A 24,094-nucleotide genomic window follows, 5' to 3' on the forward strand; every position below is an offset into this window, starting at 1 on the left:
AGGCATTGAGGGTGACCTGCTGAGTTCGGCGGCCGACATGTTGGTCTTCGTGAACACTTCCGTAATCTCGGTACGGTATTTCCGGCTTCGGTTCACAACCCGCTGGCCGGCGTTCAGTCGCGGTAAAACGTTGCCGCTTTCGCGGGCGCAAGGGAGGAACCCGGGTGGGACGTCAGAAGGCACACGATCGCCACGTGGACGCATTGGCAACATACTTGCGACGGATTGCTAACGACTAGTTGAGTCCGGCCAAGCATCCTTGCTCTGACCTGATCACTCACTTCGGAGGGGCTAGAAATGGCCCATGAGAGGTAGAAACTTGTTCCGAACGAAGGCACTTCCGGTAATGACTGCTGTCGCTGCGGCCCTTCTCGTAGGAGTCGACGCGACCTCCGCCAGTGCCGGCACCGGACAGTTGTTCGCGCTGAAGATCAACAACTTCCGGGACTGGGGCAACTTCGAGCAGGACCCGTACCAGGACATACCCGGTGACTCGATCAGGGCGTGTGACGGCTTTGCAGACGGCTGGGGCGTGACTGCTTACCTCGACTCCAATCACAACGGAGTCTTCGACCGTACCGCTACGACGAGCGGGCATCCTGCCGGTTACTGCAGCCCATGGGCTTCGGGCAATATCCCCGAAGGCGCCACGGTGACCCTGAAGGTGTGCAACACCAAGTCCGGCTATGCGCCCAGGAACTGCGATCAGGCGGACTACACCGCCTAACCTCGATCTTTCGTGGCGGTCTGCCGATTCCGTCGGCAGGCCGTTTCGCGTTCCGTGGCTGTTGACGGGCAGGCCGGTAGCCCGACTGTCGTGTCGGTGAGCGCCGGGTTTCACTCCGGAGACGGATGGTGCTGCTTGTAGGGACGGGAGGCTACTGGTCAGACCGGGTTGGGTAGTTGGTCGAGCCGTTCGAGGGCGTCGGTGACGATATGGGTCCAGGGCCAGTGGTGAGTAAGGCGGAGGATCTGGCGGCGGCCGGTGGTGATGAGCTGGCCGGCCGGCCGGGCTGAACAGGCGGAGCCGCAGGCGGCGGGGCTCCCAGAGCCGGACCTTACCGTTCGGTGCAAGCATCGGCATCCAGGCCAGCAGGTCGAGTGCGATCTGGACGATCTCCAGCCGGACCCTGTTCTGCGCACTGTCGTGCAGGGGCAGGTTCCGCAGGCCGGTCGTGCGGGCAGCCCGGATGCGGTCCTCGGCCCGTGGCCCGCAGGCGGTGGCGGTGGCGGAGTTCGAGCTCGGCGATGGGAAGTCCGAGCCAGGCCTGCAGGATCACCGCCCCCTGGTTCACTTCAGCACCAACAGCACAGCCAGAGCGACGAGGAGGGAGTCGATCCGGTCGAGGATGCCGCCGGAGCCGGGCAGCCATCGGCCGGTGTCCTTGGCGCCGGCGCCCCGCTTGATCATCGACTCCAACAGGTCCCCGAGCGGGCCGCCGACCGCCACGGCCACCGCCGTCTGCCACGTCAGGGAGGACAGTACGGCCAGCGAGAGGAGACCGGCCGCGGCCCCAGCCAGCGTGCCGCTCCACCGCTTGGCGGGCGACAGCCGGGAGAGCCGGGGGCCGCCGATTCGGCGACCCACCGCGTACGCGACGATGTCGGCGATCGACACGGCCACGAACAGGACGAGGCCGAGGGCGCCGGACGATACGAGGCCGGCCAGGGCGCCCAGCCATATGAGCCCCAGCAGGCCCGCCCCCAGGCGGCGCAGCCCGTGCTCCGCGTCGCCCGAGAGCAAGGGCACCCCGGCAAGGGCAAGTGCCCCGGCCGCCGCCACCCGGAGCACCTCCCCGGGCGCCAGCCAGGCGGTGAGGACGAGACCGACGATCGCCGCGGCCAGCACGGCCCGGTCCACCGGACCCAGCAGGAGCAGCCCGCCGAACTCCGCCACGGCGACCACACCGACCACAGCCGCGAGCACCGCGATCCCGGGTGGACCGAGCCAGAACGCGGCGGTCACCAGGGGTACTCCGAGCGCCCACACGCACCAGCGGACCATCAGTTCACGTCGCCGGGTCGCCGCCACGGCGACACCTCCGACCGTCAGCGCCCCGCCGAGGTACGGTACGAGACCAGCGACCGTCGTCACCGGGAGGCCCGTCCCGGCGCGGCCGACACCACTGCGGCCGGCGTGCGCAGCGCGTCCAGGGCGCTCCGGCACGCCGCCACGATTCTCGCGCTCTCCGCCGTGTCGCGGACGGCGATCCGGACGGTCCGCCCCTCGTACGCCGGGGACATCGGCGACAGGTCACGCAGATACACGTCGTGCCGCCGGCACTCACCCACCAGCCGCGCCGCGCTCGGTCCGTCCGGCGGCAGGGTCACCGTGAGGTAGTTCGCCACCCCCTCGTCGACCGAGGAGAATCCGTCCAACTCGCCTAGGCCGTATGCCAGTTCCCGGCGCAGCGCATGGGTGCGGGCCCAACGCTCCGCGTAGTACGCGGGGTCGCGCAGCGCCGTCACGGCAGCCAGCTGGGCCGGCAGGCTCACGGGCCACGGCGGCGTCCAGCGCCGCAGGTCCCCGGCCGTCTCCGGACGGGCCACCAGGTACGCGGCTCGCATCCCCGACAGCGCGTACATCTTCGACAGCGAGGTGCAGACCACGACCCGGGCGTCGACCGCGGCGAGCCCGGCGAGCGAGTCCGCCGGATCGACATACCCCAGGTACGCCTCGTCGATCCACCACCGGGTCGGCGCGGGCGATGCCTCGATCACCGCGCGCAGCGCGTCGGCCGGGGCGTGGCGGCCGGTCGGGTTGTTCGGGTTGACCACCACCACGAGGTCGTACCGCCCGTCGGCGGTCGCTGTGGCGAGCCGGGCCGGGTCGAGCAGCCAGCCGTCCTCCCGGCGCAGCTGGAGCCGGTCGACCCGGCAGCCGATCACCCGCTCGGTGACATGGGCGTACTCCCCGTAGCCCGGATCGAGCAGGAGCACCCGGCTCCCCGGCGTGAGCCACCGGCCGAATGCCCGGAAGATCAGATCGGACGAGCCCGCCCCGACGACCAGCGACTCCACCGGCAGCCCGCGGGCCGTGGCGATCTCCGCGAGCAGTCCCTCCGCGCCCGTCGGCGGCGAGGTCCGGGCCGCCCACCCCGGATCCTCCGAAAGAGCCGCGCGGACCTGCGGGGACGGTGGGAACCAGGCGTCCAGCACATCCGCCGCGACCACCTCGTGACGGCGGGTCAGGGTCCGGAAATCGGTGCCGATCGCCGAGAAGAACGCCCCGCCGTGCTCACAGCCGTCCGCACGCGGCGCGAAGGGCACGTCGAGCCGCCAGTCGAGGCCCGTCCTCAGCCGCTCCAGAATCCGACCGTGGCGGTCCGCGACCGTCCTCGTCAGCTCGGCCACGGAGCCGCTGAGGACCTCGAACGAGACCGCGCCCGAGCGGACCGTGCGCCCCACCGGCCGCAGCCCGGCGGCGAGGTACATGTCGAGCAGCTCCGTGCGTCCCATCGCCACCACCCGGCGACCGCCCCGCGCCGTGACCCAGCGCAGCGCCGCGTACATGAGGAGTGGCGCCGCCGCGGTGGACCGCCAGCGTTCCTCGACGGTCAGGACGCGGACCTCGAACGGCGCCTCCTCGGTCAGGACCGGCAGCTCCTCACGCGTCAGGTACTTGTCGAGGGAATAGCGGCCGACCCACGGCGGGGTAAGGCTGACGAAGCCGATCCGCGTCTCGCCGCGCGCGGCCACGAGATAGATGTTGTCGCCGTCGAGTCCGTCACTCAGCCTTCCCGACGGATCCACAGGATGCTGACCGAGCTCCTCCGCATACACGCGGTGGCGCAGTTCGTGGATCCAGTCGTGATCCCGAGGCGTGGCAGTGCGCAGCTGCAGGGTGTGGTCCATGCGTATGTCCCCCTGAGACGGTCCGGCGTTCGCGCCCCAGCATGGAGGAGTCCGGCAGCCGGCACCTGAGTACGCGTACTCAGCCGTACAGCAACGGAGTTGGAAGCGGTCCAGGTCAGGGCTGAGTCCATGGGCAGGTGCCGAACCACCGGCGTCGGCCGTGCCCGGCGCAGACGGTCGGCCACTCTGGCTCCCAACTCCTGCGAAACGGAGTGCTGTCGGCGTGACGGGCAGTGATGGCGTCACAGAAGCTGTGCCGGAGCCCCGGTTTCGACAGAGGTAGTTCAGTGCTTCGGGAGACGCCTGGGCCGCGGCGTGTTCGATGTTCACGAGAAGCGACAGCACCCGCACACCGATGAGGCTGTTGCCGCTGCGGGCAGACCCTATGAACTACCGGATGCACCAGCGGTGCGGATGGTCGGGATCGGTGGGGCAAGCGAAGACGTACGTCGAGCTCGCCGGAGCGGCCCACGGTGTTTCTCCGTGGGGGTCGCGGACCGAAAGGCGGGCAGGCCCGGTCCTAGCGGCCGGCCATAGGCGTGACCGTCGGGTGCCACTCGCGGCGGAGGAGGCCGAAGACCCAGGAGTCGGAGACGTCGCCGTTGACGATGCAGTCCTCGCGGAGGGTGCCTTCGCGGACAAAGCCGAGCTTCTCCAGGACCCGGGCGGACGCCGCGTTGCGGGTGTCGGTCTCGGCCTGGACGCGGTTCAGGTCCAGGGTGTCGAACGCCCACCGCAGGACGGCGTGCGCGGTCTCCGTGGCGTAGCCGTGGCCCCACGCGGCGGCGTCGAGGACGTAGCCCAGGGACGCGCTGCGGAAGTCCGGGTTCCAGCCGGTCAGGCCGCACCAGCCGATGAACGAGCCGTCGGAGACGCGGTCGACGGCCACCCGCGCTCCCGTGCCTTCCTTCTCGATCGTCCGGCAGGCCGTGACGAAGCGCTGGGCGCGGGCCGGTTCGGTCCACGGCGGGGAGTCCCAGTAGCGCAGCACGTGGGCGCTGCTGTGCAGCGCGTAGAGCGGCGCCGCGTCGGCGTCGGTGAACGGCCGCAGTCGCAGGCGGGCGGTGTGCAACTCGGGGGTGGGCAAGGTCATGCGGAGCATCCTGTCGCGTCACGCTCGCCCGGGCATCCGTTTATCCGGACGGTTGGGGGCGCGTACGTCCGAGGCGACGCCGGACGCGCCGGATGGGCGGGGAGTCCGCAGAACCGTGCCGGCCATCGGACCCGACAGCAACATCTCCGTGCCAGTGCTGCTGTCGAAACCCGTGAGAACCCGCCTTTGAACCCGGTGTAGGTAACTCCCGTGCAATCCGGCGCTCTCCGGGCCAGGCCTTCGCGGGCCTGGCCCGGAGAGCCACGGCCGCGAGGCAGCCGAAGAGTTACCCGGCCAGGGCCGGCATCGCGCCACCGGCAACGGTGCACGTGCTGCTCAAGAGCTCAGAACCCGTCTTTCAATCTCGGCAACGTCAGTTTACTGACGAGGGCTCTGTGGTGCGTGGCAGCTGTATCGATGACACCACCGAGAAGACCGGCCAGTCCTGCATCCATGGGTCACCGCGTGGTCCGCAGGTGGCGGCGGCGAGCGGCAGGTGAGTCGGCAGCGGATGTCATGCGGCATCGCCGTCTTCGATATCCGGTGACTCGGTGAGGTTCGCGGTTCGTGGTTCCGGCTGGTGGGTCGGCGCCCCCGGATCCGGCTCGGAAAGGCGGCCCTCGCCGCGCTGGGCGACCCTGAAGAGCACCGTGCCTGGCTCGGCAACCGCCGCTTCGGGTCCATGGAGAACCACTACTTCGGTAACCCAGGGGCGCGGAGCCGCGCAGGGCTGGCAGGGCCCGTTGACGTCACGGTTCGAGGTCGACGACCCCCTTGCCACCCGGGATGTCCAGCGGCACGGAGACCTGGTCGTGCGTGATCAGCCATGCTCCGTCGATCTTCCGGAAGCAGAGGGTGATCCGGACCCACATGCCGCCCACCGCCGTCCCGTCAGGGAGCGTGCCGCTGAGGCGACCGAAGCCGTGTGTGAACGCCACGTCTTCGCCCACCGTGGGCATCAGGTCGCGCACCTCGTAGGTCACCTCCTGGAAGAACGTGAACACGTTCGCCCAGTTCTTGAGTTTGGCGTCGATCCCCACGTGCCGGAGCGGCGGATCGATGTCGAAGGACACGATGTCCCTCGAGTAGAGCCGCCTCAGACCCTCGAGGTCCTTGGCCTGGATCGCGTCGATGATCCCGTCGATGTGGCGGCCGATCGCGGCTTCGTCCGTCTCGCGCTGTGTGGGGATGGCTGTCCGTCCTTCCGTGCTCTGGGCGACGATGTGGTCCAGCAGTGTGTCGAGGGTGCTGACGTGGTGGGCGCCCGGCTTGAGTGTCGCGTGGTCCTCGAAGTCGGTGTGCAGGGACAGCGAGACCTGCGGGGTCACTGCATCCATCTGAAGGAGCTCACACAGTGCCCGCAACTGCCGGGCCGCATGGGCGCCGCCGCCGGCGCCGTAGGAGACGAATCCAACGGCCTTGTGGGTCCATTCCGCGTACAGGTAGTCGATCGCGTTCTTGAGCACGCCGGGGATGGAGGCGTTGTACTCGGGGGTGACCATGACGAATCCGTCGAAGCGGGCGATGGTGTCAGCCCATGCGCGGGTGTGCCCGTGCTGGTACCTCCCAGCGAGCGCGGGCAGCGGCTCGTCCAGGTGCGGCAGCGGGTGGTCGAGCAGGTCGATCACCTCGAATGCGGCGTCGCCGCGGCGGGCCGCCCGCTCGTGGACCCACCGGGCGACCTGGTCGCCTTTGCGGCCGGGGCGGGTGCTGCCGATGAGTATGCCGATCCTGGTCATCGCTGTCTCCTGAGGTGTCCCGCCCGGGTTCTCCGGGCCGGTGGCGTCTGTGAGCGGTACGACGACGCAACCCCTCTGAACGTCAGGGCGAGTCGGAGACCTGACAATCGGGCGTGCTGTCTCGTCGGACTGCCGAGGGACGATCCGAGATCAGGGAGCCACCGGAACGATGACCGATCACGCGAAGTCACGGCACGACGAGTCCGACACGGGCTTGGACGCGATCATCAGCGAGCGGCGGCGGCTCATCGGTCTCGCCTACCGCCTCCTCGGTTCCCTGGCCGAGGCCGAGGACGCGGTCCAGGAGACCTACACCCGCTGGTACACCATGTCCCGACAGCAGCAGGACGCCATCGAGTCACCCGGCGCCTGGCTGACGACGGTCGCCACCCGCGTGTGCCTGGACCTCCTCGGCTCGGCGCGGGTCCGGCGCGAGCGTTACATGGGCGAATGGATCCCGGAGCCGCTGCCCGAGCGGACCGACTGGATCAGCGGGCGCACAGGCGGCGCCGCGACCGATCCCGCGGACCCGGCCGACCGGGTCACACTCGACGAGTCGGTGAGCATGGCGTTTCTTGTCGCCCTCGAATCCATGACACCGGCTCAGCGCGTCGCGCTCATCCTGCACGATGTCTTCGGCTACCCGTTCGCCGAGATCGCCGGGATCACCGGCCGCACCCCGGCGGCCTGCCGCGAACTGGCCTCCTCCGCCCGGCGCCGCGTCCGCACCTCCCTGCCCCCTGCGGCCCCGGCAGCCCACCAGGCGGGCCTCGTCAGGGACTTCAAGCAGGCGTGGGAGGCGCAGGACATCGACGCCCTCGTCAGACTCCTCGCCCCCGGCGCGACGTTCACCGCGGACGGCGGCGGTGTGGTCGCCGCCGCGCTCCACCCGATCGCAGGCGGCGAAGGAATCGCGCGCTACCTCACCGACCTCGCAGTCCGGGCGTCCGGCGGCCTGACGGTCTCGGAGCGCACGGTCAACGGCCGGGCCGGTCTGGTGATCGAACACGAAGGCGTCACCGTGGCTGTGTACGCGTTCGACGTCGCGGACGACCGGATCACGCACATCTGGGCAGTACGCAACCCCGACAAACTCCGCCCGTGGACGGCGGGCTGACCGGCTGGACCTCGACAGCGCGGGACCTCCTGCAACCAGGCGCCCGGCGGCCCGCAGACACCACAAGTAGGCAGTTTCTTTCGGATCATGTCGCTGACCAGATGAGGATGGCGGGGAGGTGGAGTCCGGCGAGGTGAAGTCCGGCGAGGTAGATGGTGGCTGTCTTGTCGTAGCGGCTGGCCAGGCCGCGCCACTGCTTGAGCTTGTTGATGCACCGCTCGACGGTGTTGCGCTGCTTGTAGGCGTCGCGGTCGAGGGCCGGTGGCCCGCCGCCTCGGCTGCCGCGGCGTTTGCGGTGGGCTGCCTGGTCGGCGGGCTGTGGGATCACCGCCCGGATCCCGCGCCGGCGAAGGTGGGTGCGGATCGCGCGGGATGAGTAGGCCTTGTCGGCCAGGATCACGTCTGGCGTGATCCGAGGGCGGCCGAGCGGTCGCGGCGCTCGTAAACGGGCCGTGATCGCAGGGAATGCTGGCGCGTCACCCGCCTGGCCAGGCGTGAGGACGAAGGCCAGCGGACGGCAGCGGCTGTCCGCGGTGAGGTGGACCTTGATGGTCAGTCCGCCTCGGGACCGTCCGATGGCATGGTCGTCCGGCTCGCGGCCGGGGCCCCTTTTGACGGGCCCCGGCGGTGCGCTGGTGGGCACGGACGATGGTGGAGTCGACCAGCGACGACCCAGTCGAGGTCGCCTTCGGCGTCGGCCTGGGAGAGCAGGGCGGTGAAGACCTTCTGGCGCGGTTGGAAGAGCTCACCGTGCGGTACCCACAGGGGTGACCGAGCGGCGGGGAGTGCCTACTCCTTGACCTGCTTCGGGTCGATCGGAATCTCGCGTGCCGTGTTCTCGGCGCGCTCCTCTGCGCCCAGCTTCAGCGTTGCGGTCCCGCAGCAGCGGTCGTACTGGTTCTGCCAGTCCGTCATGAACGCGTCATAGTTGGACTGGCCGACCAGCTTCAGGTCCGACTCGTCGTTGTGCCAGACGCCGTTGCTTGTCCAGTTCGCGGAGCCGACGAACACGTTCCTGGAGTTGACCGTACCTGCGTAGCCGCCGCTGACCATCATGTACTTGTCGTGCGTGTAGTGCAGGGCGTGGCCGTTCGCGTCGGTTCCGCGGCTGGTGTCGTGCACGGAGATGTTCGGCCGGTCCTTCAGGTAGTTCTGCACGCTGCTGTCGACCTGACCGGCGGTGAGGAGTATGCGGATCTTGACGCCGGTCTTTGCCAGGCTCACCAGCTTTTTCGGCAGTTCGAGATAGTTCCGGTCGCCCGGCTGCCCGTGAGAGGTCCACTGGAACATGGCTATGTTGATCGTGGCCGGCGCCTTGACGTTGTTCAGGAAGTCGACCCAGGTGTCGCTCTTGGAGCGTGCCTTGGGCCACTGGTAGGAGGGCGGGGACAGTGTCCTGGCGGCCTGGCCGTCGGTGGAGCTGTAGTAGTCGGGCATCAGCGGGCCCGGACCGTTGAGCGCCCCCTTGGCCATGGCGGTGAAGTAGCGGACGTAGAGGGTGTACAGGTCGACGTTGCCCTTGACGGTGGCGCTGCTGTTCCACGCGGTATTGGCTTGGGTGGACGTGGGGTTGGCGCTGCTGACGGTCACGGTCCTGTTCGCGTCGCTTCCGCCGCTGAACATGTAGTACTTCGCGTGCAGGGAGGAGCCGGAATAGTGGGTCAGGCAGCCGCCCGGGCACAGTGCGGCGAAGCTGGAGGCTTGCGGATCGTTGCCGAGCTCGGTGACCAACGACTGCCAGACCGCGTTGTCGCTGTGCACGTCCATCAGCGCTTTGACGATGACGCCGCGCTGGTGCGCGGCGATCAGGGCGTTGGCGAAGTCCGGGCCCGGCTGCGTGCTGCCGATCGAGTACATGGCGACGCGTATGGTCTGCCCGCAACTGGCGCTGTTGATCGATTCGATGATCGGGGCCATGACGTTCATCCGGGCGTCGGGGTCCTCCGGGTCGTTGAAGCGAGGACCCGGTGTCGAGGTGAACGTCCGGGACTCGCAACTGAGGGGAGCCTTGGCCTTCTTGACCGCAGCGTGCGCCGCGGTCGGCGACAGCGCGGTGACGGCCAGTGCACTGATCAAAGTGAACGTTCGCTTCATGGACGGGCCTTTCGCTGGGCTGTTGCCGATGACGAGTCGGGCGTTGCTGTGCTGATCACCCCAGGGTGGCCGCCGATGCGAGCCCGGCAGGCGACGTTCACCCAAAACGTCGCACAGCCCTCACAATCGACCTCCGCTGTGCGGTCGTGGCGGAGTGGGCCGCGCCGGCCGAGCCGCCGACGCGGCGAGGAGGCCGCCGATCAGGGGCGCTGCCGCGACGTTCGCCGTAAGGACGTGGACGCGTGTCGGGAGCGGGGCCGGGAATGCGACTGTGCTCGGCCACGCGTTGAGATCCTGCGATGGGACCGGGACATCCGGTGCGGACATCCCGGTCGACGAAGTGCTGGTCCGTTCATGTCTGCCCGAAGTTGTGCCATGTATGACCCACTGATCCATTGTTCGGCAATCAGGAGACTTGCGAAGGCGTCGAAGGGTTGCACGAGGAGACAGGAAAGCAGGTACGCAGGCCGGAGAGTTGGAAGTGGGGACGGGCCACGGGAGCGGTGCCCTCCACGAGCACATGGGGCAGGCCGACTGCAGCATTACTGCAGCGCCATCGCCGACGATGAGTTCCAGTTCCTTGTCACCGCGGACGCCCGCCTCGGCACGTTCGCCCACTACGCGGAACAAGCCCTCGTCGTCTTCAAAGACGGCCTCATCGAGCAGGTCGCCAATGGCTTGGACCAATTGCTCGGCGGCGGCGTCCGGACCTCCGGTTGAGCGATCAGATGACGCCCCGTCACCGATCTTTCGAGAATGTCCTGGATGAGCCGCAATCCGTGCCGTGAACCGGTGGAGCGCATCTCTGCAGATACCGCGGTCGCGCTCGTTGTGCCAGCCCCGGCTATGTGTGCCTCATTTGCCTGCATGGCGATCATGGACTCAAACTGCGGGACCGCCTCCGTAACCCCAGAAAAGGGGACCAGCCGTGCGCGGCGCCTTCTCCAAACGATCGGGCACTCGGCCGGGCCGCTCATTCCTCCGTCCCGCTACCCGACCGCCCGCCGAGCCGGGTCACTCGCCGTCCGTGAGCCTGCCTCGAAGCCGCTCGTGCGGTGGTGGCCCACTGGGTGTGTCGTGAGCGGATGCGGTCCCGCTCAAGAGGTTCCCGGCTCGGCTCCGGCCCGGCGAGCCGCGCTGAAGCGAGTCCATCAGCATGCCGCTGCGCTGCGTCGACTCATGCCTCGGTTGCTCACCGCAGAGGGTGCACAGCTCATTGCCCGCTGTCGCCAGGGGTGAGCTGCGGTGAACGGATCCTCATGCGGCCGTAGCTGCGGGCCGTCCTCCCCAGCGGATGCCCTTCTCGCCACACTGACGTCCGTGCCCCGGCCCGTGGTGTGGGCGCTCGGCGAGTACCTGCCCGCGCGCACCCACACGGCCCCGCACTCCGGCCCCGAGTACGGCCCGCTGCTGCTCTCCCGCACAGAGCGCGGACTGGACCGGGTCGCCATCCCCAAGCTGCTGCGCAACGTCGCCGCCACCCATCCCTACCTGGCGGAGATCCCCCACCCTGTTGCCGGACGCCGTGGCGCACTCGCCGGGCCCGTTTGCCGAGGAGACCGGCGCGGCTGCTGAGTACTGCAAGGCCGGGCAGTGACGCTGTCCCGGGCGATCCCGCGGTTCACCGGGGCGGCCCGGCCGTCACTGGCGAGTGGGAGAACGACGACTCCGTCGCCCGCAGGACGAACGGCACCTGCACGGACCCGGCAAACGGCGGCCTGACTCAGTCCGAGGCCGGCCTGAGCCTGTCCGAGGACCCCCACGAGCACCTGGACCAGCTGATCCGGGCCTTGGAAGCCGCGTGGCGGCAGATGGCCGACCTGCTCGCGGCGGCCGGGGACGAGGCGAAGGTGGAGATCGTCGTCCCCGACGGCGGCGGCCGGGCCAAGCTGTCCGTGGATCGACCTGCCGGACGGGCCGGACCTGCCGGACCTACTGTTCGAGGTCCATTCCTGGATCGGCTTCCTGGGCAGGCAGGTTCAAGCACGCCTCCGACCGGCCCACCGCATGGACGGGCTGCTCGCCTCCCTGGTGGCGCGGCCGGTCGCCGAGAGCTGCAACATCGGCCTGACCTCGATCATCGATGTCAGCGACAAGGCGCTGACCCGCTCCCAGCTGTTCCACGTCGGCCACGAGCGAGCGGCCACGGACCGACCCTCGCCAGAGGACGGTGACGGCCGTGCGGGCCGGGGTCCTTCGCGACATCCGCAAAGGCCTCCGACCAGGACTCCACGATCAGCGTTCCCGGGTCGATGTGACCTCAGCAGATGTCGATGTGAGTGAAGTCGTACACCGCCTCGTTCGGGCCGACCTCGGTGATCCGGCCGTTCGCCTCAACGTTGGCGTGATACTTGGGCCCCCAGAAACGGACTACGGCTGAGCCGGTCTGGTTGTTACGAACAGCCAGCGCGTCGATGAAGTTCGAGAGCGATCGCGTTTCGCACCTGAACAGGTGGAAGATGCTGTGATTGCCGTCGCCCTGGCCAACCGACACGCAAGCGATCCCCGACGCCGCGGAGCACGCGCCCAGCGCCAAGTTCCGATTGGCACTCGACACATTCCGTGCCCATACCCGCTCGCCCGAGTACAGCGGGTAGATCTCCGGTGTCCATGCGGCTGCTCCGGCCGCACCGTTGGGTGCTGCCTGTGCTGGTGCCTGCGCCGCCAGCGGAAGGGCCAATGCGGCGATCATCGTCACGACCATTGCGGCCGCCCGCTTTCTGAAGCTTGTCACGCTCATCTGATCTCCTCTGTGGTGGCAACCGGTCCAGCCGAACCGCCCCCTCTCGCGAAGGTGCCCTGACCCTCGGACTTGGTGGGACTTCGGTGGTTCGGCCTCAGTGTGGTCCGCGAGCCGAAAAGCAGGCCACGCCTTTCGATCAGCGTCGAAAGGCCGTGGTCACAGCCCCCTCGACATGCCGGGCAAGGTTGCCGACTACCTCCGCGCCACGCCCGCTGCCAGCCGCTCGACGGCGGTCAGGGCCTCCCCGCAGTCCCGGCCCGGCGCAAGACCCGCCGCGAGTACGAGAACAGGGTCAGCGCCCTCACCAGAACCGGCGGGCCAACCCGCGCAGGTCAGGTTTGTCGTGATCGTTCAGTACACACGCAGGCGGCTGTCAACCGCCTGCTGCTGTACCAACCTCAACGCGCCCCTCGCTGAGGGCTGCCGCCTGCGCGGGGTCCTGCGCGCCCCAGGCGCCGTCCGCATCGCCGTCCAAGCCGGAGACGGCGAGGACGGCACGACCTTCCTGTACGAGATCCCCAACGACACCGTCGCCCCCTACTACATCCCCGGCATCCTGCGCACCGTCCTGGCCGGCACCCAGCTCCACAGCAGCAGCGACATCAGCGAAGCCATGGGCATGACCGTCATCCGCCTCCGCCCCGCCGAGCTCACCCCGGACCCAGAACCCGAACACGGCCGGGCACTCACCGTCCTGCGAGCCCTGTCGAGCCCCGACGGCGAGGAGACCCCGTCCTGATCGGGTTCCTGCTCCTGGGCCACAACCTGCTGCGCCTGTACGTACAGCGCACTGATCACCCGGGCATCATCGGCGTCGACACCCGCCTCACGGGTACACCCCAGGTGACGCCCCCTGCCAACACCAGCCCGTGCGGGCCCATGCACTCCTTCGTCCATGGCAACCGCAGGCGCGAGGGCTCCTGGGCACGGCCCAGGCAGGCCGGACGCTGCTCCGATTGGGCAGCACGGTCCACTGCTCAGGTCGAGTTTCCCGGCAGTGAGCAAGAATCGGGCTATGTTCCCCTGCTGTCCGCATCGGCAGAGTGTGGTGAAGCGTCGCGGGGAGAAGCATGAGATTCAGCCCTGGGTTGATCATCCGCCTGAGCGCGTCCGTGGCCGTCCTCGGAGTCGTTGCGGCGTGCGGTTCGGGGGGAGGGGCCGGCGACACCGAAGACAGCACCGCTCCTTCGCGGCCAAGCGCCACCCTGTCGTCGTCACCGTCCGACAGCTCTATTTCATCGTCACCGTCGGACGGCGCTTCTTCATCGTCACCATCGGGTGGCTCTTCTTCCCACGGCGGTGAGCCGATCTCCCCGCCCGAACCCGTGCCGTCGAACACTCGCCCGTCGAAGAAGACCGGCCCCGGCCTCACCGAGCCAGCAACGACCCCTCCCGTCTGCCCTGGTGATCCGGCGTGCCCGCCCTCACCGGACGCGCCCTCACCGGACGGCACGTGAACGAACCGGAGCCTCGTCCTGCAGCGTGGCTCGAGCGCCCAGACCAGGCAGCCCCCACGCCTCCGACTGCGCTGATCAACATCGTGGTCGCGCAGGCGACTTTCATCGCGGCGTTGCTGTTCTACCTGGGGGTGATCTACACAAGCGCCTACTACGGCCATTTCCATCTCTCCCCCTTCGCGCTCGGCTTCGGATTCGGTGAATTCGTCCTGCACAGCCTGCACTTGGCCACCTTCCCGGTGCTTGTGGGCGCCACCGTGCTCCTTCTGGCCGTTGCGGCAGCCGGACATCGACCGCGGCAGGAATCTCAAGGTGCCCTGATGCGGGGCGTCAGACGTCTCGCATCGGCTCTGGCCCGCCACTATCCGATCGTCGTGGCCGTGGGTCTGCTTCTGCTCGTCCTGTGGTGGCAGTGGCAGGTGTTTCTGCCGTACCGCTGGCTGGGCCCTCTCCTCGTCGGCTTCGGGCTGTTGCTCGGCGCGGTGGGGCAGACCGGCCAGGGCCGCCAAGGCAGTCCGTGGGAGACGGCTTTGCTGGTCCTGGCCGCCGGCCTGTTCCTGCTCTGGGCGGTCACTCTCGTCTCCGGTCAACTCGGCGAACGGCACGCCCGAAACGATGCCCGCGAGGTGATCCTGCGCACCGGTCTGGTGGTCCACAGCGCCCAGCCGCTCAGCCTCACCTCACGGTCGGCCGGCCTCCGCTATCTGGACCTCGGCGAGGGAGTCCACCTCCGTCACCGCTACTGGTGCCTGCGGCTTGTCGTGGAGCGTGCTGGGCGTTATTATGCCGTGCCCATCGGATGGCGGGCCCGGACCGACAACGTCTTCGTCCTCAGGGAGGGCGAGGGCGTGCGCATCGAGCTCACACCCGGTGTCCAGTAGGAACACGCTTGATCGTTCGCAGCGCCAGCGACTACGGGATCACCCCCACCCCGCTCCACGACGGGCCTCGATCAAGTTCGGCGTGGACGGTCAGCCCAGTGCGGGTGGTGGTCGCCGCGATGCTGTTCACGATGACGTCGTGGCGGGTCAGCGGGCGGCCTCTTCTTCGCGGAGGCGGTCGACCGCCGACGGCACGAGCTCCTTGGCCAGAGCGAGACTGAACGGCCGTACCAGCGAACGGAGTTCGCCGCAGTCGGCAGGACCGAGCGTGGTGTAGGGGAGGGCTGCCAGCCTGTCGGTGGTGTCCTCGATCTCGGCCCTGCGCCGCGTGCCGTCCTCGGTCAGGGCCAGGTGGGGTCCGTCGCTGAGCCATCCACGCTCACGCAGGTTACGCACGGCCTGTTCCCACTGCTCCGGCGTCCATGCCCGGGAGTCGCGAAGCACCGCTGCGTCGATGGCACCTGTGGCGGCGTGCGTGACGAGAGCCTCCAGTCCGCTCAGCCCGGCGGTCAGCAGTGCCGCCACGTGCCCGTCGCCCCGGAACTCCCGCAGCAGGGTCTGTGCGTGCCAGAGCACCATGTGGGGTGGGCTCGGCCACGGCAGTGCGGCGTGCGCGGCGAAGAGAGGGCGGCCCTGTGGATGGCGCACGGCCACTTCGGCTGCGGCACGGGCCAACTCCGCCGCGCGGGTCAGCGCCGGTGTGGAGACGTCCGTACCGAGGATGCGGCGAAGCATGGCGTCGACCGCGGTGAGGCGGGCGGCGGCGAACCGCTGGGGCGTAGCGGCTTCCCATGCTGCGGGTATGGCTCGGCGCACCAGTTGGGGATTGAAGTTGTAGAACGTCGCGATGACCAGATCTGCGGGAGCGGCGCCGAGCGCGGCGGAGCGGGATGCGAAATAGCCTGTCTTGGCGTCCACACCCAACTGGGCGTACTGGCCCGCCGCTTCGGGCGAGAAGTAGACAGCCCCGTGGTAGGGCTCGAGAGTTCTCCAGGTCTGGCGTGCGAGCGTCAGGCTGTCGCGATCCGTGCCGTGCGTCATGAGGGGCTCTCCGTCCTGTGGCGGATGCAGCGTTGCTGTTCATCGAGCACGTGACAGTGCGCGGGCCATCCCGCGCATACCGTCCGGTCGGTACCCTATCGGAGGGTGACTCCGGCGACTACTGCCATGCAACCGGGAAGTAGTAGTTGTCAGCGGTACCGCAATCGCGAACCCCATGCGCGCGAAGTCCGTGAGGTGGCCCGAACTGCCGCAGGAGCGTCGCGATGCTTGGCCGTTGGATACGGCGTTGCGCGTCCGCGATGCGATCAGCCCTCGAAACCGGATAGCTGTCGTGCTCGGTCTGGGCTGCGGGCTCAGGCAGGGCGAGGTGTTCGGGCTGAGTCCGGAGGAGGCCGGTTACTACGCCCTTCATCCCGGAAGCCGGACGGAAGGGCGCCTGAGATGCCGCTCTCGCGACCTGCCCGCAGCTCCGGCGGGCCGTGGTCGCGGGCTGCGGGGTGGTTGTCTCGCCCGTGGCGGGTGAGGCGGCGTCATGGTTTCTGAGCTGCGATGGTGAGCGTGGGCCGCCCGTCGTCCGGGTGACGGCGGTGGCGGTCCGGGCCTACCCGGTCTCGGCGAGGAGGACACGGTGAAGCAGTGGCGGGCTCTGATCGTCCTCGGGACGGCCCAGTTCCTGATGGTGCTGGACACGTCCGTCATGAACGTCTCCATCAGCCAACTCGTCGAGGACTTCGACACCGAGGTCACCGCCATCCAGGGCGTGATCACGCTGTACGCGCTGGTCATGGCCGCCTTCATGATCATCGGGGGTAGGTTCGGCGACATCATCGGCCGCCGCCGGCTCTTCTTCCTCGGCCTCGTGGTCTACGGCATCGGCTCGGCCCTGACCGCCGTGGCGCCCACACTGTGGGTCCTCGGGCTCGGCTGGTCGGTCATCGAGGGTCTCGGAGCGGCCATGGTGCTGCCTTCCATGGCCGCGCTCGTCGCCGAGTCCTACCGGGGCCGGGACCGGGCCGTCGCCTACGGAGTCATCGGCGGGCTGGCCGGCGCGGGCATCGCGGTCGGCCCGCTGCTGGGCGGCTGGGTGACGACCTACCTCACCTGGCGGCTGGTCTTCGCCGGTGAGGTCGTGGTCGTCGTCGCCATGCTCTGCTTCCGCCGGGCCATCACCGAGTCCCCCCGGACCGGGCGCCGGCCTGCGATGGACGGCGTCGGCGCCGCGCTGTCGGCCACCGGTCTCGCCCTGGGCGTGCTCGGTGTGCTGCAGAGCAGTACCTGGGGCTGGGTGCAGCCCCGCAACCCGCCCTTCACCGTCATGGGCTTCGCCCCGACCCTGTTCGTCATCGGCGCCGGAATCCTCGTCCTGGCCGCCTTCACGCACTGGGAGCACCGGCGGACCGCCCACGGCACCGACCCCCTCGTCCACCTGCCCCTGCTGCGCAGGCCCGCGCTGGGTTCGGGTCTGTCGGCGCTGCTCTGCCAGAACCTCATCCTCCTCGGGCTGTTCTTCACCATCCCGCTCTATCTGCAGGTGGTGCAGGGCTTCGACGCCTTCCAGACCGGGCTGCGGCTGCTCCCGGTGTCCATCACCATGCTGGCCTCGTCGCTGGTCGCCTCCCGGCTGGGCCGGCGGGCGGGACCGCGCCGTGTGGTGCGGCTGGCCCTCGCCACCCTGGCCGTCGCCATCGTGTGGCTGCTGGCCACCATCGACCCCGTCATCGACGACACCCAGTTCGCCCTGGCCATGGCCCTGCTCGGCGTGGGCATGGGCCTGCTCGCCTCGCAGCTGGGCAACGTCGTGCAGTCCAGCGTGGGGGAGAAGGAACGCAGCGAGGTCGGCGGTCTGCAGTTCACGGCCCAGAACCTGGGGTCCGCGCTCGGCACCGCCCTCATCGGCTCGCTGCTCATCGGTGCCCTCGCCCACGCCTTCACCGCCCAGGTGGAGGACGACCCGAGGCTGTCGCAGGAGACCCGGCAGCAGACCAGTGTCGCGCTGCAGGCCGGGATCGGTTTCGTCCCCACCGATCAGGTGCGTGCGGCGGCCGAGGACGCCGGGCTGCCGCCGTCCGAGGTCGACGCCCTCGCGGACTCCTACGCGACGGCCCAGCTGAACGGCCTCAAGGCCGCCATCCTCGCGACCGGCGGCATCACCCTCGCCGCGTTCCTGGTCACCCCGCGACTGCCCGGTGCGCGGACGGACCGTGCACCGTCGCCCGCGGCGGGCGGCTCCGAGCCGCCCGTCACCGGGCGCACCCCGGCGGCCGCGCACGGCTCGGCCCGGCACCGCGGCGGCCGGGCCCGCCCGCACGACGGCGACTGAGACGGCCGGAGCCAGGACACGAGGCCCCGGAGCCAGGGCCTGGGGGCCCGGAGCCAGGACCTGGGGGACCACCCGCCACCGAGAGGAGGCCGACGATGTCCGCGACCGGACCGGCACCCACACCCGCACCCGCCACGTCCCGCGAGCAGCGTCGCGCCGAGCGCCGGGCCCGCGCCGACTACACCGGCGGGGTCTACGGCTCCATGCTCGCCTCCTCCGTGCTCATCGGTGCGGGCACCCTGGGGTCCTATCCGCGCCTGGAGATCGTCCTGCTGCTGGTGCTCACCGGCCTCGTGTTCTGGATCGCGCACGTGCACGCCCAGCTGTTCGGGGCGCGGCTGGCGCAGCGGGGCCTGGACCGCAGGGTCGTGCTGGAGGTGTGCCGCGAGGAGTGGCCGATCGTCAAGGCCGCCGTCCCGCCCGCCGCCGCCGTGGCGATCAGCCCCGTCCTCGGCCTCGATGTGCCGGGCGCCCTGTGGCTGGCGATCGCGGTGGCGGTGGCGGGTCAGGTGGGCTGGTCCGCGGCGGCCGCCCGCCGGGCCGGCGCCCCATGGGGCATGGTCGCCCTCACGGCCTCGGTGAACCTGCTGCTCGGCCTCCTGATCATCGCGTTCAAGCTGTACCTGACGCACTGACGCACTGACGCACTGACGCACTGACCCCCGGACTCCCGCCCCGCCGACGCCGACTCTCACCTTCCAGGGGTGAGGCCCGGCCCGGCCCCCGGGCCGCACGATCGCAGAGAAGGGGCGCAGTCCGCCCGCCACCGGCCGTGGGGAATCCATGCGCATGCGCTACGAGATCCGCGTCGACGGACATCTGTCGAAGGCGCTGACCGGCGCCTTCCCCGAGCTGGACCATGTGCGGATGTCCGGCCACACGGTCCTGTTCGGGCACGTCGTCGACGAGGCGCATCTGTACGGTCTGCTGGCCCGCTGCCAGTCCCTCGGCCTACGGGTCCTGGAGATGCGCCAGCTGCCGGAGTGAGCCGGAGCGGGCCCCGTCAGAGGATCTCCGCGCGGACCCGGCCCGTGTGCGCGGCCACCCGCAGCGCGTCGAAGTCCCGCTCGTTGCGGTCGGCGTACGCCTGCGCGAACTCGGCGAGCGCCCGGTCGAAGCGGTCGCTGCCGCCCAGGTAGGCGGCGATCGCGACGGGGTCACCGGAGCGGGCGTGCGCCCGGGCCAGGCTGGCCCCGCACACCTGGGCGAAGAGCCGCAGCATGCCGGGGTCCCAGGTCTCCGGCCGGGCGATGCCCTTCCAGTCGCGCAACTGCCGTACGTAGAAGTCCCGTTCGCGTCCGTCGAGGCCGACCACATGGGTCCAGCCCAGGAAGATGTCACTGGTCGTCTGGATCAGCCGCTGCCCCGACACCACACGGCGGCCCTGGTTGTCCCAGCGGTCGCCGCCGAGCTGGGCGGAGAGGACGGACTGCTGCGCCTCCTTGGCCTGGAGCAGCAGTGGATCGGTGTCGTCCCGGCCGAGCAGGAGGACGATCCAGCAGCGCGTCCCGACGCTGCCGACGCCCACCACCTTGCGGGCCATGTCGACGACGCGGTAGTGCCGCAGCAGATGCCGGCGTTCCGACGACAGGGTTCGTACGTACTGGTCCAGGACGTTCTGGAGCTCCTTCTCCTGCCCGTTCCCGGAGGGGTCCGCCAGCAGGTCCCTCAGCGGGGTGATCAGCGGCGGGTCGGGGGTGATGCGCCGTCCCTCGGCCGTGACCCGGGTGAGCTTCTCGAAGGCCTGGAGATGGGTGCGGGTGCGGGCCTTCGTGGCTGCCTCGGCGGTACGGCGTCTGCTGCGCCTGTCCATCGACGAGGCCATCAGCTCCCGCAGCCGGTCGGCGTCGTCCTGCGCGTACCAGATGTCCAGGGTGGGCATGCCGGCGAAGTCGCGCATCCGCCGCCGGTACGCCTCCACACAGGCGCGTACCGCGCGGTTCTGCTCCTTCTCCGGGAAACCGTTGGCCCGGGCGGCGATCACGAAGCTGGCCGCCAGCCGCTTCACGTCCCATTCGAAGGGCCCGGCCAGGGTCTCGTCGAAGTCGTTGATGTCGAAGACGAGATGGCGTTCGGGTGAGGCCAGCAGCCGGAAGTTGAGCAGATGGGCGTCGCCGCAGAGCTGCACCGTGAGGCCGGTGTTCGGCAGGGGCCCGAGGTCCGAGGCCATGATCGCCGCGGCGCCCCGGTAGAAGCGGAACGGGGATTCGAGCATGCGGCCGTAGCGGATCGGCACCAGCTCCTGGAGCCGGGTGGCCGACTGGCGCTCGATCACCTCGACGGGGTCGGTCCGGCCGGAGTCCACGTCTGCCTCGAACCAGCCGTGACACGAGCGCGAGGCCCGCTTGCGCGCGCTGCGGCCGTACGCGGCCCTGTCGGCCACGGTCAGCGACGCACTGAATGCGCTGGATACGGTCATGACCCCTACCTCCTGAACCGCCGGCCGGGCGTGCTTCCCACCTCATCGTGCCTCCGATGTACCGGTTTCACCCGCCGAGGGTGATCCGGGCGGGCACGCGCGCGGGAACGCTGGCCGCAGAGAGGTCACCGCACACATCACCGTCCACCGCCGCGTGCCGGCGGTGGGGGAGGCGGCCCGCTCGGCCGCGAGGAGGAGCCATGACGCACTCTCCCGACCCGGTACCGCGTACCGGTACGGACCGCGGGCCCCGCGGGGCCGCCGACAGGCCCGGCGGGTCGGCGGCCCCGCCCCGTGCGACGGCGCCCGGCGCCCTCGGCGACCCGGCGGAGGCGCTGGGGCGGGTCGGCCGGTCCTGGACGTGGATCCTCGGCGCGGCCTTGGTCACCCTGGTGCCGGGCGTCATCATCCTGGTCTGGCCGGACGAGACCCTGCACGTCCTCGCGGTCCTCATCGGGCTGTATCTGCTGGTGATGGGCCTGTTCCGGTTCGTCGCCGTCTTCGCCCGGGAGGAGCCCGGGGAGCGGCTGGCCGGACTGCTCCTCGCCCTGCTGTGCGTCCTGGCCGGAGTGCTGTGCCTGCGCAACCCGCTGCAGACGATCGCCGCGCTCTCGCTGATCGTCGGGGTGGTCTGGCTGGTGAGCGGCATCCTCACGCTCCACACCGCCCTCGCCGCGAAGGACCTGCCCCACCGCGGGTTCGTTCTCGGCGCCGCCGTGCTCGGCATCGTCGCGGGGATCGTGGTGCTTGCCCTGCCCACCGAGTCGGCCACGGCGCTGACCCGGCTGCTCGGCCTGTGGCTGGTCCTGCTCGGTCTGGCGGAGGCGGCGATCGCCTTCGCCTGGCGGGCCGCGCTCCACCGGGCGGGCCTCACGGGTACGCACGGAGCGACCGCCGTGACCCCCGAGTGACGGGGGCCGCGCCGTCCGGGAGCCGCCGGGTGCCGGCGGCTCCCGGACGCGTGTGCGGGTACGGCACCGAGGTGGCCGCCTGCCCTGGCCCCACCTTCGGCACCACCCCCGGCGGCACCGTTCTCACCCGCCCGGGGTGAGGCCGGCCGGTCGGTGGCGTGGGCACGCTGAGAGCGGCACCGGGTGGTGCCGTGGGCGTCACGCCTGGACGGCAGGAAGACTGCCGGGCGAACGCCCGGAACGGAGGAGAGACATGAGTGGTCAGACGTACCTCGCGTACGACTACCCGCTGCTGAGCGTCTTCTGGTCCATGCTCTGGCTGTTCCTGTGGATCATGTGGTTCGTGCTGCTCTTCCGTGTCGTCGTCGACATCTTCCGCGACGACGACATGAGCGGCTGGGCCAAGGCGGGCTGGCTGGTCTTCACGATCCTGCTGCCGTTCCTGGGCGTCTTCGTCTACGTGATCGCCCGCGGCAAGAACATGGGCCGCCGCGAGGTGGCCCAGGCGCGTGCGCAGCAGGCGGCCTTCGACTCCTACATCCGGGAGACGGCCAAGGGCGGCGGCGCACCGTCCAGCAGTGTCGACGAACTCGCCAGGCTGTCCGAGATCCGTTCCCGCGGAGACATCTCGGACGACGAGTTCCGCCGCGCGAAGGAACTGGTCCTGAGCGGCCACGGCGCCTCGGCGGGAGCGGGCACCGGCCGGTCCTCCGCCATGCGCTGAGGACGCACCGCACGCAAGCGCACCACACCGAACGGAGGAAGCGGTATGACCGCCACACACACGGGACACATGCACGCGAGCAAGCGGTCACGGCCCTTCGCGGAGGGACTGACGGTCTTCGCGGCCATCATGCTGATGATCGCGGGTGTCCTCGGCGTCTGCCGGGGCATCATGGCCATCGCCGAGGACGAGGTCTTCGTCTCGACCCGCAACTACGTGTTCCAGTTCGACCTCACCGGCTGGGGCTGGGTCCACCTCGCCCTCGGCGCCGTGGCCGTCCTCGTCAGTCTGGGCCTGTTCCAGGCGTCCCTGTGGGCCCGGATCGCCGGCGTCGCCATCGCCGGGCTCATCATCATCGCCAACTTCCTGTCCCTGCCGTACTACCCCGTCTGGTCCATCGTGATGATCGCCTTCTCGGCGTTCATCATCTGGGCCCTGTGTGTGGTCAAGCGGGACGACCCGGCGGACTCGCTTCGCTGAGGGACGGGTCCTCGCGCAGACAGCGGCGCAGGTGGGGCAGCATGCCACGGTGCAACAGGGCCTGCTGCCACACCAGCCGCGCCTGCTCCGTCCGGGCGGGCCCCGCCGGATCGCCGGGCCCGCGCAGCGCCGTGCGGAACAGGGCGGCGAGCGCGAGCAGGGCACTCGTGGCCGCGAACAGCGCGAGCGTCCAGCCGGCGGCCAGCAGCGAGCCGGGCAGCGTGCCCCGCACGCCGAGCAGCCGCAGGAGCCCGCCGAGGACAAGGACGACGGCGGCGGAGCAGGCGGCCAAGGAAGGGGTGAGCACCGCCAGCAGCGGCAGCAGCCCGGCGTCGGCGGTCCGCCGCGGCGTGCGCCCGGTCCAGCCGCCCGCCCCGGGCTCCTCCCCGTTCAAGGCGTCCGGGCCGTCCGTGCCGGACGCGAGCGCGGCGAGGTACGCACGGTATTCGCCGCTCGCCGCCGCCACGATCGTGTCCGCGTCCGCCGACGCCCTGACCCGCAGACGCCGTTCGGCCACCCCGCCGGTGTCGGCACGCAGCGCGTCGCGGATGTCCGGGGTGTCCAGCGCCCGGCACAGCGCAGCCTCGAAGTCCGTCCGGTCCTCGGGGCGGAGACCGGTCGGGGGATACGGCCCCGTCACCCCGTCCTCCTCAGACGTTGACGCCGAAGTCGGCGGCGATCCCGGCCAGCCCGGAGGCGTAACCCTGCCCGACGGCACGGAACTTCCACTCGGCGCCGTTGCGGTACAGCTCGCCGAAGACCATCGCCGTCTCGGTGGAGGCGTCCTCGGACAGGTCGTAGCGGGCGATCTCGGCGCCGCCCGCCTGGTTGACCACGCGGATGAAGGCGTTGCGGACCTGGCCGAAGCTCTGGCCCCGGTTCTCGGCGTCGTGGATCGAGACGGGGAAGACGATCCGGTCGACCTCGGCCGGTACGGTCGCCAGGTTCACCTTGACCGACTCGTCGTCGCCCTCGCCCTCGCCGGTGAGGTTGTCTCCGGTGTGCTCGACCGAACCGTCCGGGCTGGTGAGGTTGTTGTAGAAGACGAAGTGCCGGTCGGAGAGCACCTTTCCGGCGGCGTCGAGCAGCAGCGCCGACGCGTCGAGGTCGTAGTCGGTGCCGGTGGTCGTGCGCACGTCCCAGCCCAGGCCGACCAGGACGGCGGTGAGGCCCGGTGCCGCCTTGCTGAGCGAGACGTTGCCGCCCTTGGACAGGGAAACTCCCACGGTGGACTCCTTCTTGAGATGGTGCGGGCCGGC

At 70.1% G+C, this 24,094-nt stretch carries 21 protein-coding genes and 3 pseudogenes; 11 read left to right on the forward strand and 13 right to left on the reverse strand.

Annotated features, from left to right (window positions below; genetic code table 11):
- Window positions 1-346 precede the first annotated feature (346 nt).
- Window positions 347-727, forward strand: a complete 381-nt coding sequence (locus SCAB_RS38960; RefSeq protein ID WP_013005543.1) for a hypothetical protein — start codon at window positions 347-349, stop codon at window positions 725-727.
- A 158-nt stretch (window positions 728-885) separates the two neighbouring features.
- Here SCAB_RS38960 and SCAB_RS45690 read toward each other — a convergent pair.
- The 5 genes and pseudogenes from SCAB_RS45690 to SCAB_RS49130 all read right to left on the reverse strand — a co-directional run.
- Window positions 886-1,259 (reverse strand): annotated as a pseudogene (locus SCAB_RS45690) (transposase); the annotation flags it as partial.
- Between the two features lie 32 nt (window positions 1,260-1,291).
- Window positions 1,292-2,095, reverse strand: a complete 804-nt coding sequence (locus tag SCAB_RS38965) for a phosphatidate cytidylyltransferase (protein ID WP_013005544.1) — start codon at window positions 2,093-2,095, stop codon at window positions 1,292-1,294.
- Window positions 2,092-3,855: a pyridoxal phosphate-dependent aminotransferase gene (locus SCAB_RS38970; RefSeq protein WP_013005545.1), complete on the reverse strand. Its 1,764-nt coding sequence runs from the start codon at window positions 3,853-3,855 to the stop codon at window positions 2,092-2,094. The genes SCAB_RS38965 and SCAB_RS38970 overlap by 4 nt, the downstream gene beginning before the upstream one ends.
- A gap of 520 nt (window positions 3,856-4,375) precedes the next feature.
- On the reverse strand, window positions 4,376-4,948 hold the full coding sequence (locus tag SCAB_RS38975; RefSeq protein ID WP_013005546.1) for a GNAT family N-acetyltransferase: 573 nt from the start codon (window positions 4,946-4,948) through the stop codon (window positions 4,376-4,378).
- Window positions 4,949-5,697: 749 nt separating this feature from the next.
- Window positions 5,698-6,687: an NAD(P)H-dependent oxidoreductase gene (locus SCAB_RS49130; protein ID WP_013005547.1), complete on the reverse strand. Its 990-nt coding sequence runs from the start codon at window positions 6,685-6,687 to the stop codon at window positions 5,698-5,700.
- Between the two features lie 169 nt (window positions 6,688-6,856).
- On the opposite strand from SCAB_RS49130, the gene sigJ reads away from it, so the two are divergent.
- On the forward strand, window positions 6,857-7,804 hold the full coding sequence (sigJ, locus tag SCAB_RS38985; RefSeq protein ID WP_013005548.1) for an RNA polymerase sigma factor SigJ: 948 nt from the start codon (window positions 6,857-6,859) through the stop codon (window positions 7,802-7,804).
- An 85-nt stretch (window positions 7,805-7,889) separates the two neighbouring features.
- Here sigJ and SCAB_RS45695 read toward each other — a convergent pair.
- Window positions 7,890-8,381: pseudogene (locus tag SCAB_RS45695) on the reverse strand (IS5 family transposase); the annotation flags it as partial.
- A 212-nt stretch (window positions 8,382-8,593) separates the two neighbouring features.
- Entirely contained in the window at window positions 8,594-9,898 is a 1,305-nt protein-coding gene (locus SCAB_RS38995; RefSeq protein ID WP_013005550.1) for a phospholipase D-like domain-containing protein, read from the reverse strand.
- 1,320 nt (window positions 9,899-11,218) lie between these two features.
- On the opposite strand from SCAB_RS38995, the gene SCAB_RS39000 reads away from it, so the two are divergent.
- Window positions 11,219-11,473 (forward strand): hypothetical protein, encoded by a 255-nt coding sequence (locus SCAB_RS39000; RefSeq protein ID WP_013005551.1) that lies wholly within the window; start codon window positions 11,219-11,221, stop codon window positions 11,471-11,473.
- A gap of 685 nt (window positions 11,474-12,158) precedes the next feature.
- On the opposite strand, the gene SCAB_RS47165 is transcribed toward SCAB_RS39000, so the two are convergent.
- Window positions 12,159-12,638 (reverse strand): hypothetical protein, encoded by a 480-nt coding sequence (locus SCAB_RS47165; RefSeq protein WP_148274248.1) that lies wholly within the window; start codon window positions 12,636-12,638, stop codon window positions 12,159-12,161.
- Window positions 12,639-12,984: 346 nt separating this feature from the next.
- Between SCAB_RS47165 and SCAB_RS39010 the strand changes: the two genes are divergently transcribed.
- Together SCAB_RS39010 and SCAB_RS39015 are read left to right on the forward strand one after the other, a co-directional pair.
- On the forward strand, window positions 12,985-13,380 hold the full coding sequence (locus SCAB_RS39010; RefSeq protein ID WP_013005553.1) for a hypothetical protein: 396 nt from the start codon (window positions 12,985-12,987) through the stop codon (window positions 13,378-13,380).
- Between the two features lie 675 nt (window positions 13,381-14,055).
- Entirely contained in the window at window positions 14,056-14,979 is a 924-nt protein-coding gene (locus tag SCAB_RS39015) for a hypothetical protein (RefSeq protein WP_148274249.1), read from the forward strand.
- Between the two features lie 40 nt (window positions 14,980-15,019).
- Here the strand turns inward: SCAB_RS39015 and SCAB_RS49495 are convergent.
- Window positions 15,020-15,142 (reverse strand): annotated as a pseudogene (locus SCAB_RS49495) (ISAzo13-like element transposase-related protein); the annotation flags it as partial.
- Window positions 15,127-16,020, reverse strand: a complete 894-nt coding sequence (locus SCAB_RS39020; RefSeq protein WP_013005555.1) for an SCO6745 family protein — start codon at window positions 16,018-16,020, stop codon at window positions 15,127-15,129. The pseudogene SCAB_RS49495 and the gene SCAB_RS39020, both read right to left, overlap by 16 nt.
- Window positions 16,021-16,609: 589 nt before the next feature.
- Between SCAB_RS39020 and SCAB_RS39025 the strand changes: the two genes are divergently transcribed.
- The 3 genes from SCAB_RS39025 to SCAB_RS39035 all read left to right on the forward strand — a co-directional run bounded on the left by SCAB_RS39025 (window position 16,610) and on the right by SCAB_RS39035 (window position 19,288).
- A complete protein-coding gene (locus tag SCAB_RS39025; protein WP_013005556.1) occupies window positions 16,610-18,301 on the forward strand; it encodes an MFS transporter in 1,692 nt (563 codons plus the stop codon).
- A gap of 95 nt (window positions 18,302-18,396) precedes the next feature.
- The gene (locus tag SCAB_RS39030; RefSeq protein ID WP_013005557.1) at window positions 18,397-18,936 is read left to right on the forward strand and encodes a hypothetical protein; all 540 of its coding nucleotides are present in this window, start codon (window positions 18,397-18,399) and stop codon (window positions 18,934-18,936) included.
- Between the two features lie 154 nt (window positions 18,937-19,090).
- A complete protein-coding gene (locus SCAB_RS39035; protein ID WP_013005558.1) occupies window positions 19,091-19,288 on the forward strand; it encodes a hypothetical protein in 198 nt (65 codons plus the stop codon).
- 16 nt (window positions 19,289-19,304) lie between these two features.
- On the opposite strand, the gene SCAB_RS39040 is transcribed toward SCAB_RS39035, so the two are convergent.
- Entirely contained in the window at window positions 19,305-20,720 is a 1,416-nt protein-coding gene (locus SCAB_RS39040; RefSeq protein ID WP_013005559.1) for a DUF2252 domain-containing protein, read from the reverse strand.
- 200 nt (window positions 20,721-20,920) lie between these two features.
- On the opposite strand from SCAB_RS39040, the gene SCAB_RS39045 reads away from it, so the two are divergent.
- The 3 genes from SCAB_RS39045 (at window position 20,921) to SCAB_RS39055 (ending at window position 22,835) form a co-directional block, all read left to right on the forward strand.
- Window positions 20,921-21,631 carry an HdeD family acid-resistance protein gene (locus SCAB_RS39045; RefSeq protein ID WP_013005560.1) on the forward strand — a complete coding sequence of 237 codons (711 nt, stop codon included), beginning with the start codon at window positions 20,921-20,923 and terminating at the stop codon, window positions 21,629-21,631.
- Window positions 21,632-21,884: 253 nt separating this feature from the next.
- Window positions 21,885-22,355 carry an SHOCT domain-containing protein gene (locus SCAB_RS39050; protein ID WP_013005561.1) on the forward strand — a complete coding sequence of 157 codons (471 nt, stop codon included), beginning with the start codon at window positions 21,885-21,887 and terminating at the stop codon, window positions 22,353-22,355.
- Window positions 22,356-22,400: 45 nt separating this feature from the next.
- The gene (locus SCAB_RS39055) at window positions 22,401-22,835 is read left to right on the forward strand and encodes a DUF7144 family membrane protein (protein WP_013005562.1); all 435 of its coding nucleotides are present in this window, start codon (window positions 22,401-22,403) and stop codon (window positions 22,833-22,835) included.
- Here the strand turns inward: SCAB_RS39055 and SCAB_RS39060 are convergent.
- Both SCAB_RS39060 and SCAB_RS39065 read right to left on the reverse strand, forming a co-directional pair.
- Complete coding sequence (locus SCAB_RS39060; protein WP_013005563.1) at window positions 22,801-23,475, reverse strand: hypothetical protein; 675 nt, start codon at window positions 23,473-23,475, stop codon at window positions 22,801-22,803. The genes SCAB_RS39055 and SCAB_RS39060 overlap by 35 nt on opposite strands.
- A gap of 10 nt (window positions 23,476-23,485) precedes the next feature.
- Window positions 23,486-24,061 (reverse strand): TerD family protein, encoded by a 576-nt coding sequence (locus tag SCAB_RS39065; protein ID WP_013005564.1) that lies wholly within the window; start codon window positions 24,059-24,061, stop codon window positions 23,486-23,488.
- Window positions 24,062-24,094 lie beyond the last annotated feature (33 nt).

Source organism: Streptomyces scabiei 87.22, assembly GCF_000091305.1.
Classification (GTDB): domain Bacteria; phylum Actinomycetota; class Actinomycetes; order Streptomycetales; family Streptomycetaceae; genus Streptomyces; species Streptomyces scabiei.

Bases quoted from the DNA above. Each gene is read 5' to 3' on its own strand.
- SCAB_RS38960 (WP_013005543.1), top strand. From the start codon at position 347: ATGACTGCTGTCGCTGCGGCCCTTCTCGTAGGAGTCGACGCGACCTCC.
- SCAB_RS38970 (WP_013005545.1), bottom strand. From the start codon at position 3,855: ATGGACCACACCCTGCAGCTGCGCACTGCCACGCCTCGGGATCACGAC.
- SCAB_RS38975 (WP_013005546.1), bottom strand. From the start codon at position 4,948: ATGACCTTGCCCACCCCCGAGTTGCACACCGCCCGCCTGCGACTGCGG.
- SCAB_RS49130 (WP_013005547.1), bottom strand. From the start codon at position 6,687: ATGACCAGGATCGGCATACTCATCGGCAGCACCCGCCCCGGCCGCAAA.
- sigJ (WP_013005548.1), top strand. From the start codon at position 6,857: ATGACCGATCACGCGAAGTCACGGCACGACGAGTCCGACACGGGCTTG.
- SCAB_RS38995 (WP_013005550.1), bottom strand. From the start codon at position 9,898: ATGAAGCGAACGTTCACTTTGATCAGTGCACTGGCCGTCACCGCGCTG.
- SCAB_RS47165 (WP_148274248.1), bottom strand. From the start codon at position 12,638: ATGAGCGTGACAAGCTTCAGAAAGCGGGCGGCCGCAATGGTCGTGACG.
- SCAB_RS39020 (WP_013005555.1), bottom strand. From the start codon at position 16,020: ATGACGCACGGCACGGATCGCGACAGCCTGACGCTCGCACGCCAGACC.
- SCAB_RS39030 (WP_013005557.1), top strand. From the start codon at position 18,397: ATGTCCGCGACCGGACCGGCACCCACACCCGCACCCGCCACGTCCCGC.
- SCAB_RS39035 (WP_013005558.1), top strand. From the start codon at position 19,091: ATGCGCTACGAGATCCGCGTCGACGGACATCTGTCGAAGGCGCTGACC.
- SCAB_RS39040 (WP_013005559.1), bottom strand. From the start codon at position 20,720: ATGACCGTATCCAGCGCATTCAGTGCGTCGCTGACCGTGGCCGACAGG.
- SCAB_RS39045 (WP_013005560.1), top strand. From the start codon at position 20,921: ATGACGCACTCTCCCGACCCGGTACCGCGTACCGGTACGGACCGCGGG.
- SCAB_RS39050 (WP_013005561.1), top strand. From the start codon at position 21,885: ATGAGTGGTCAGACGTACCTCGCGTACGACTACCCGCTGCTGAGCGTC.
- SCAB_RS39055 (WP_013005562.1), top strand. From the start codon at position 22,401: ATGACCGCCACACACACGGGACACATGCACGCGAGCAAGCGGTCACGG.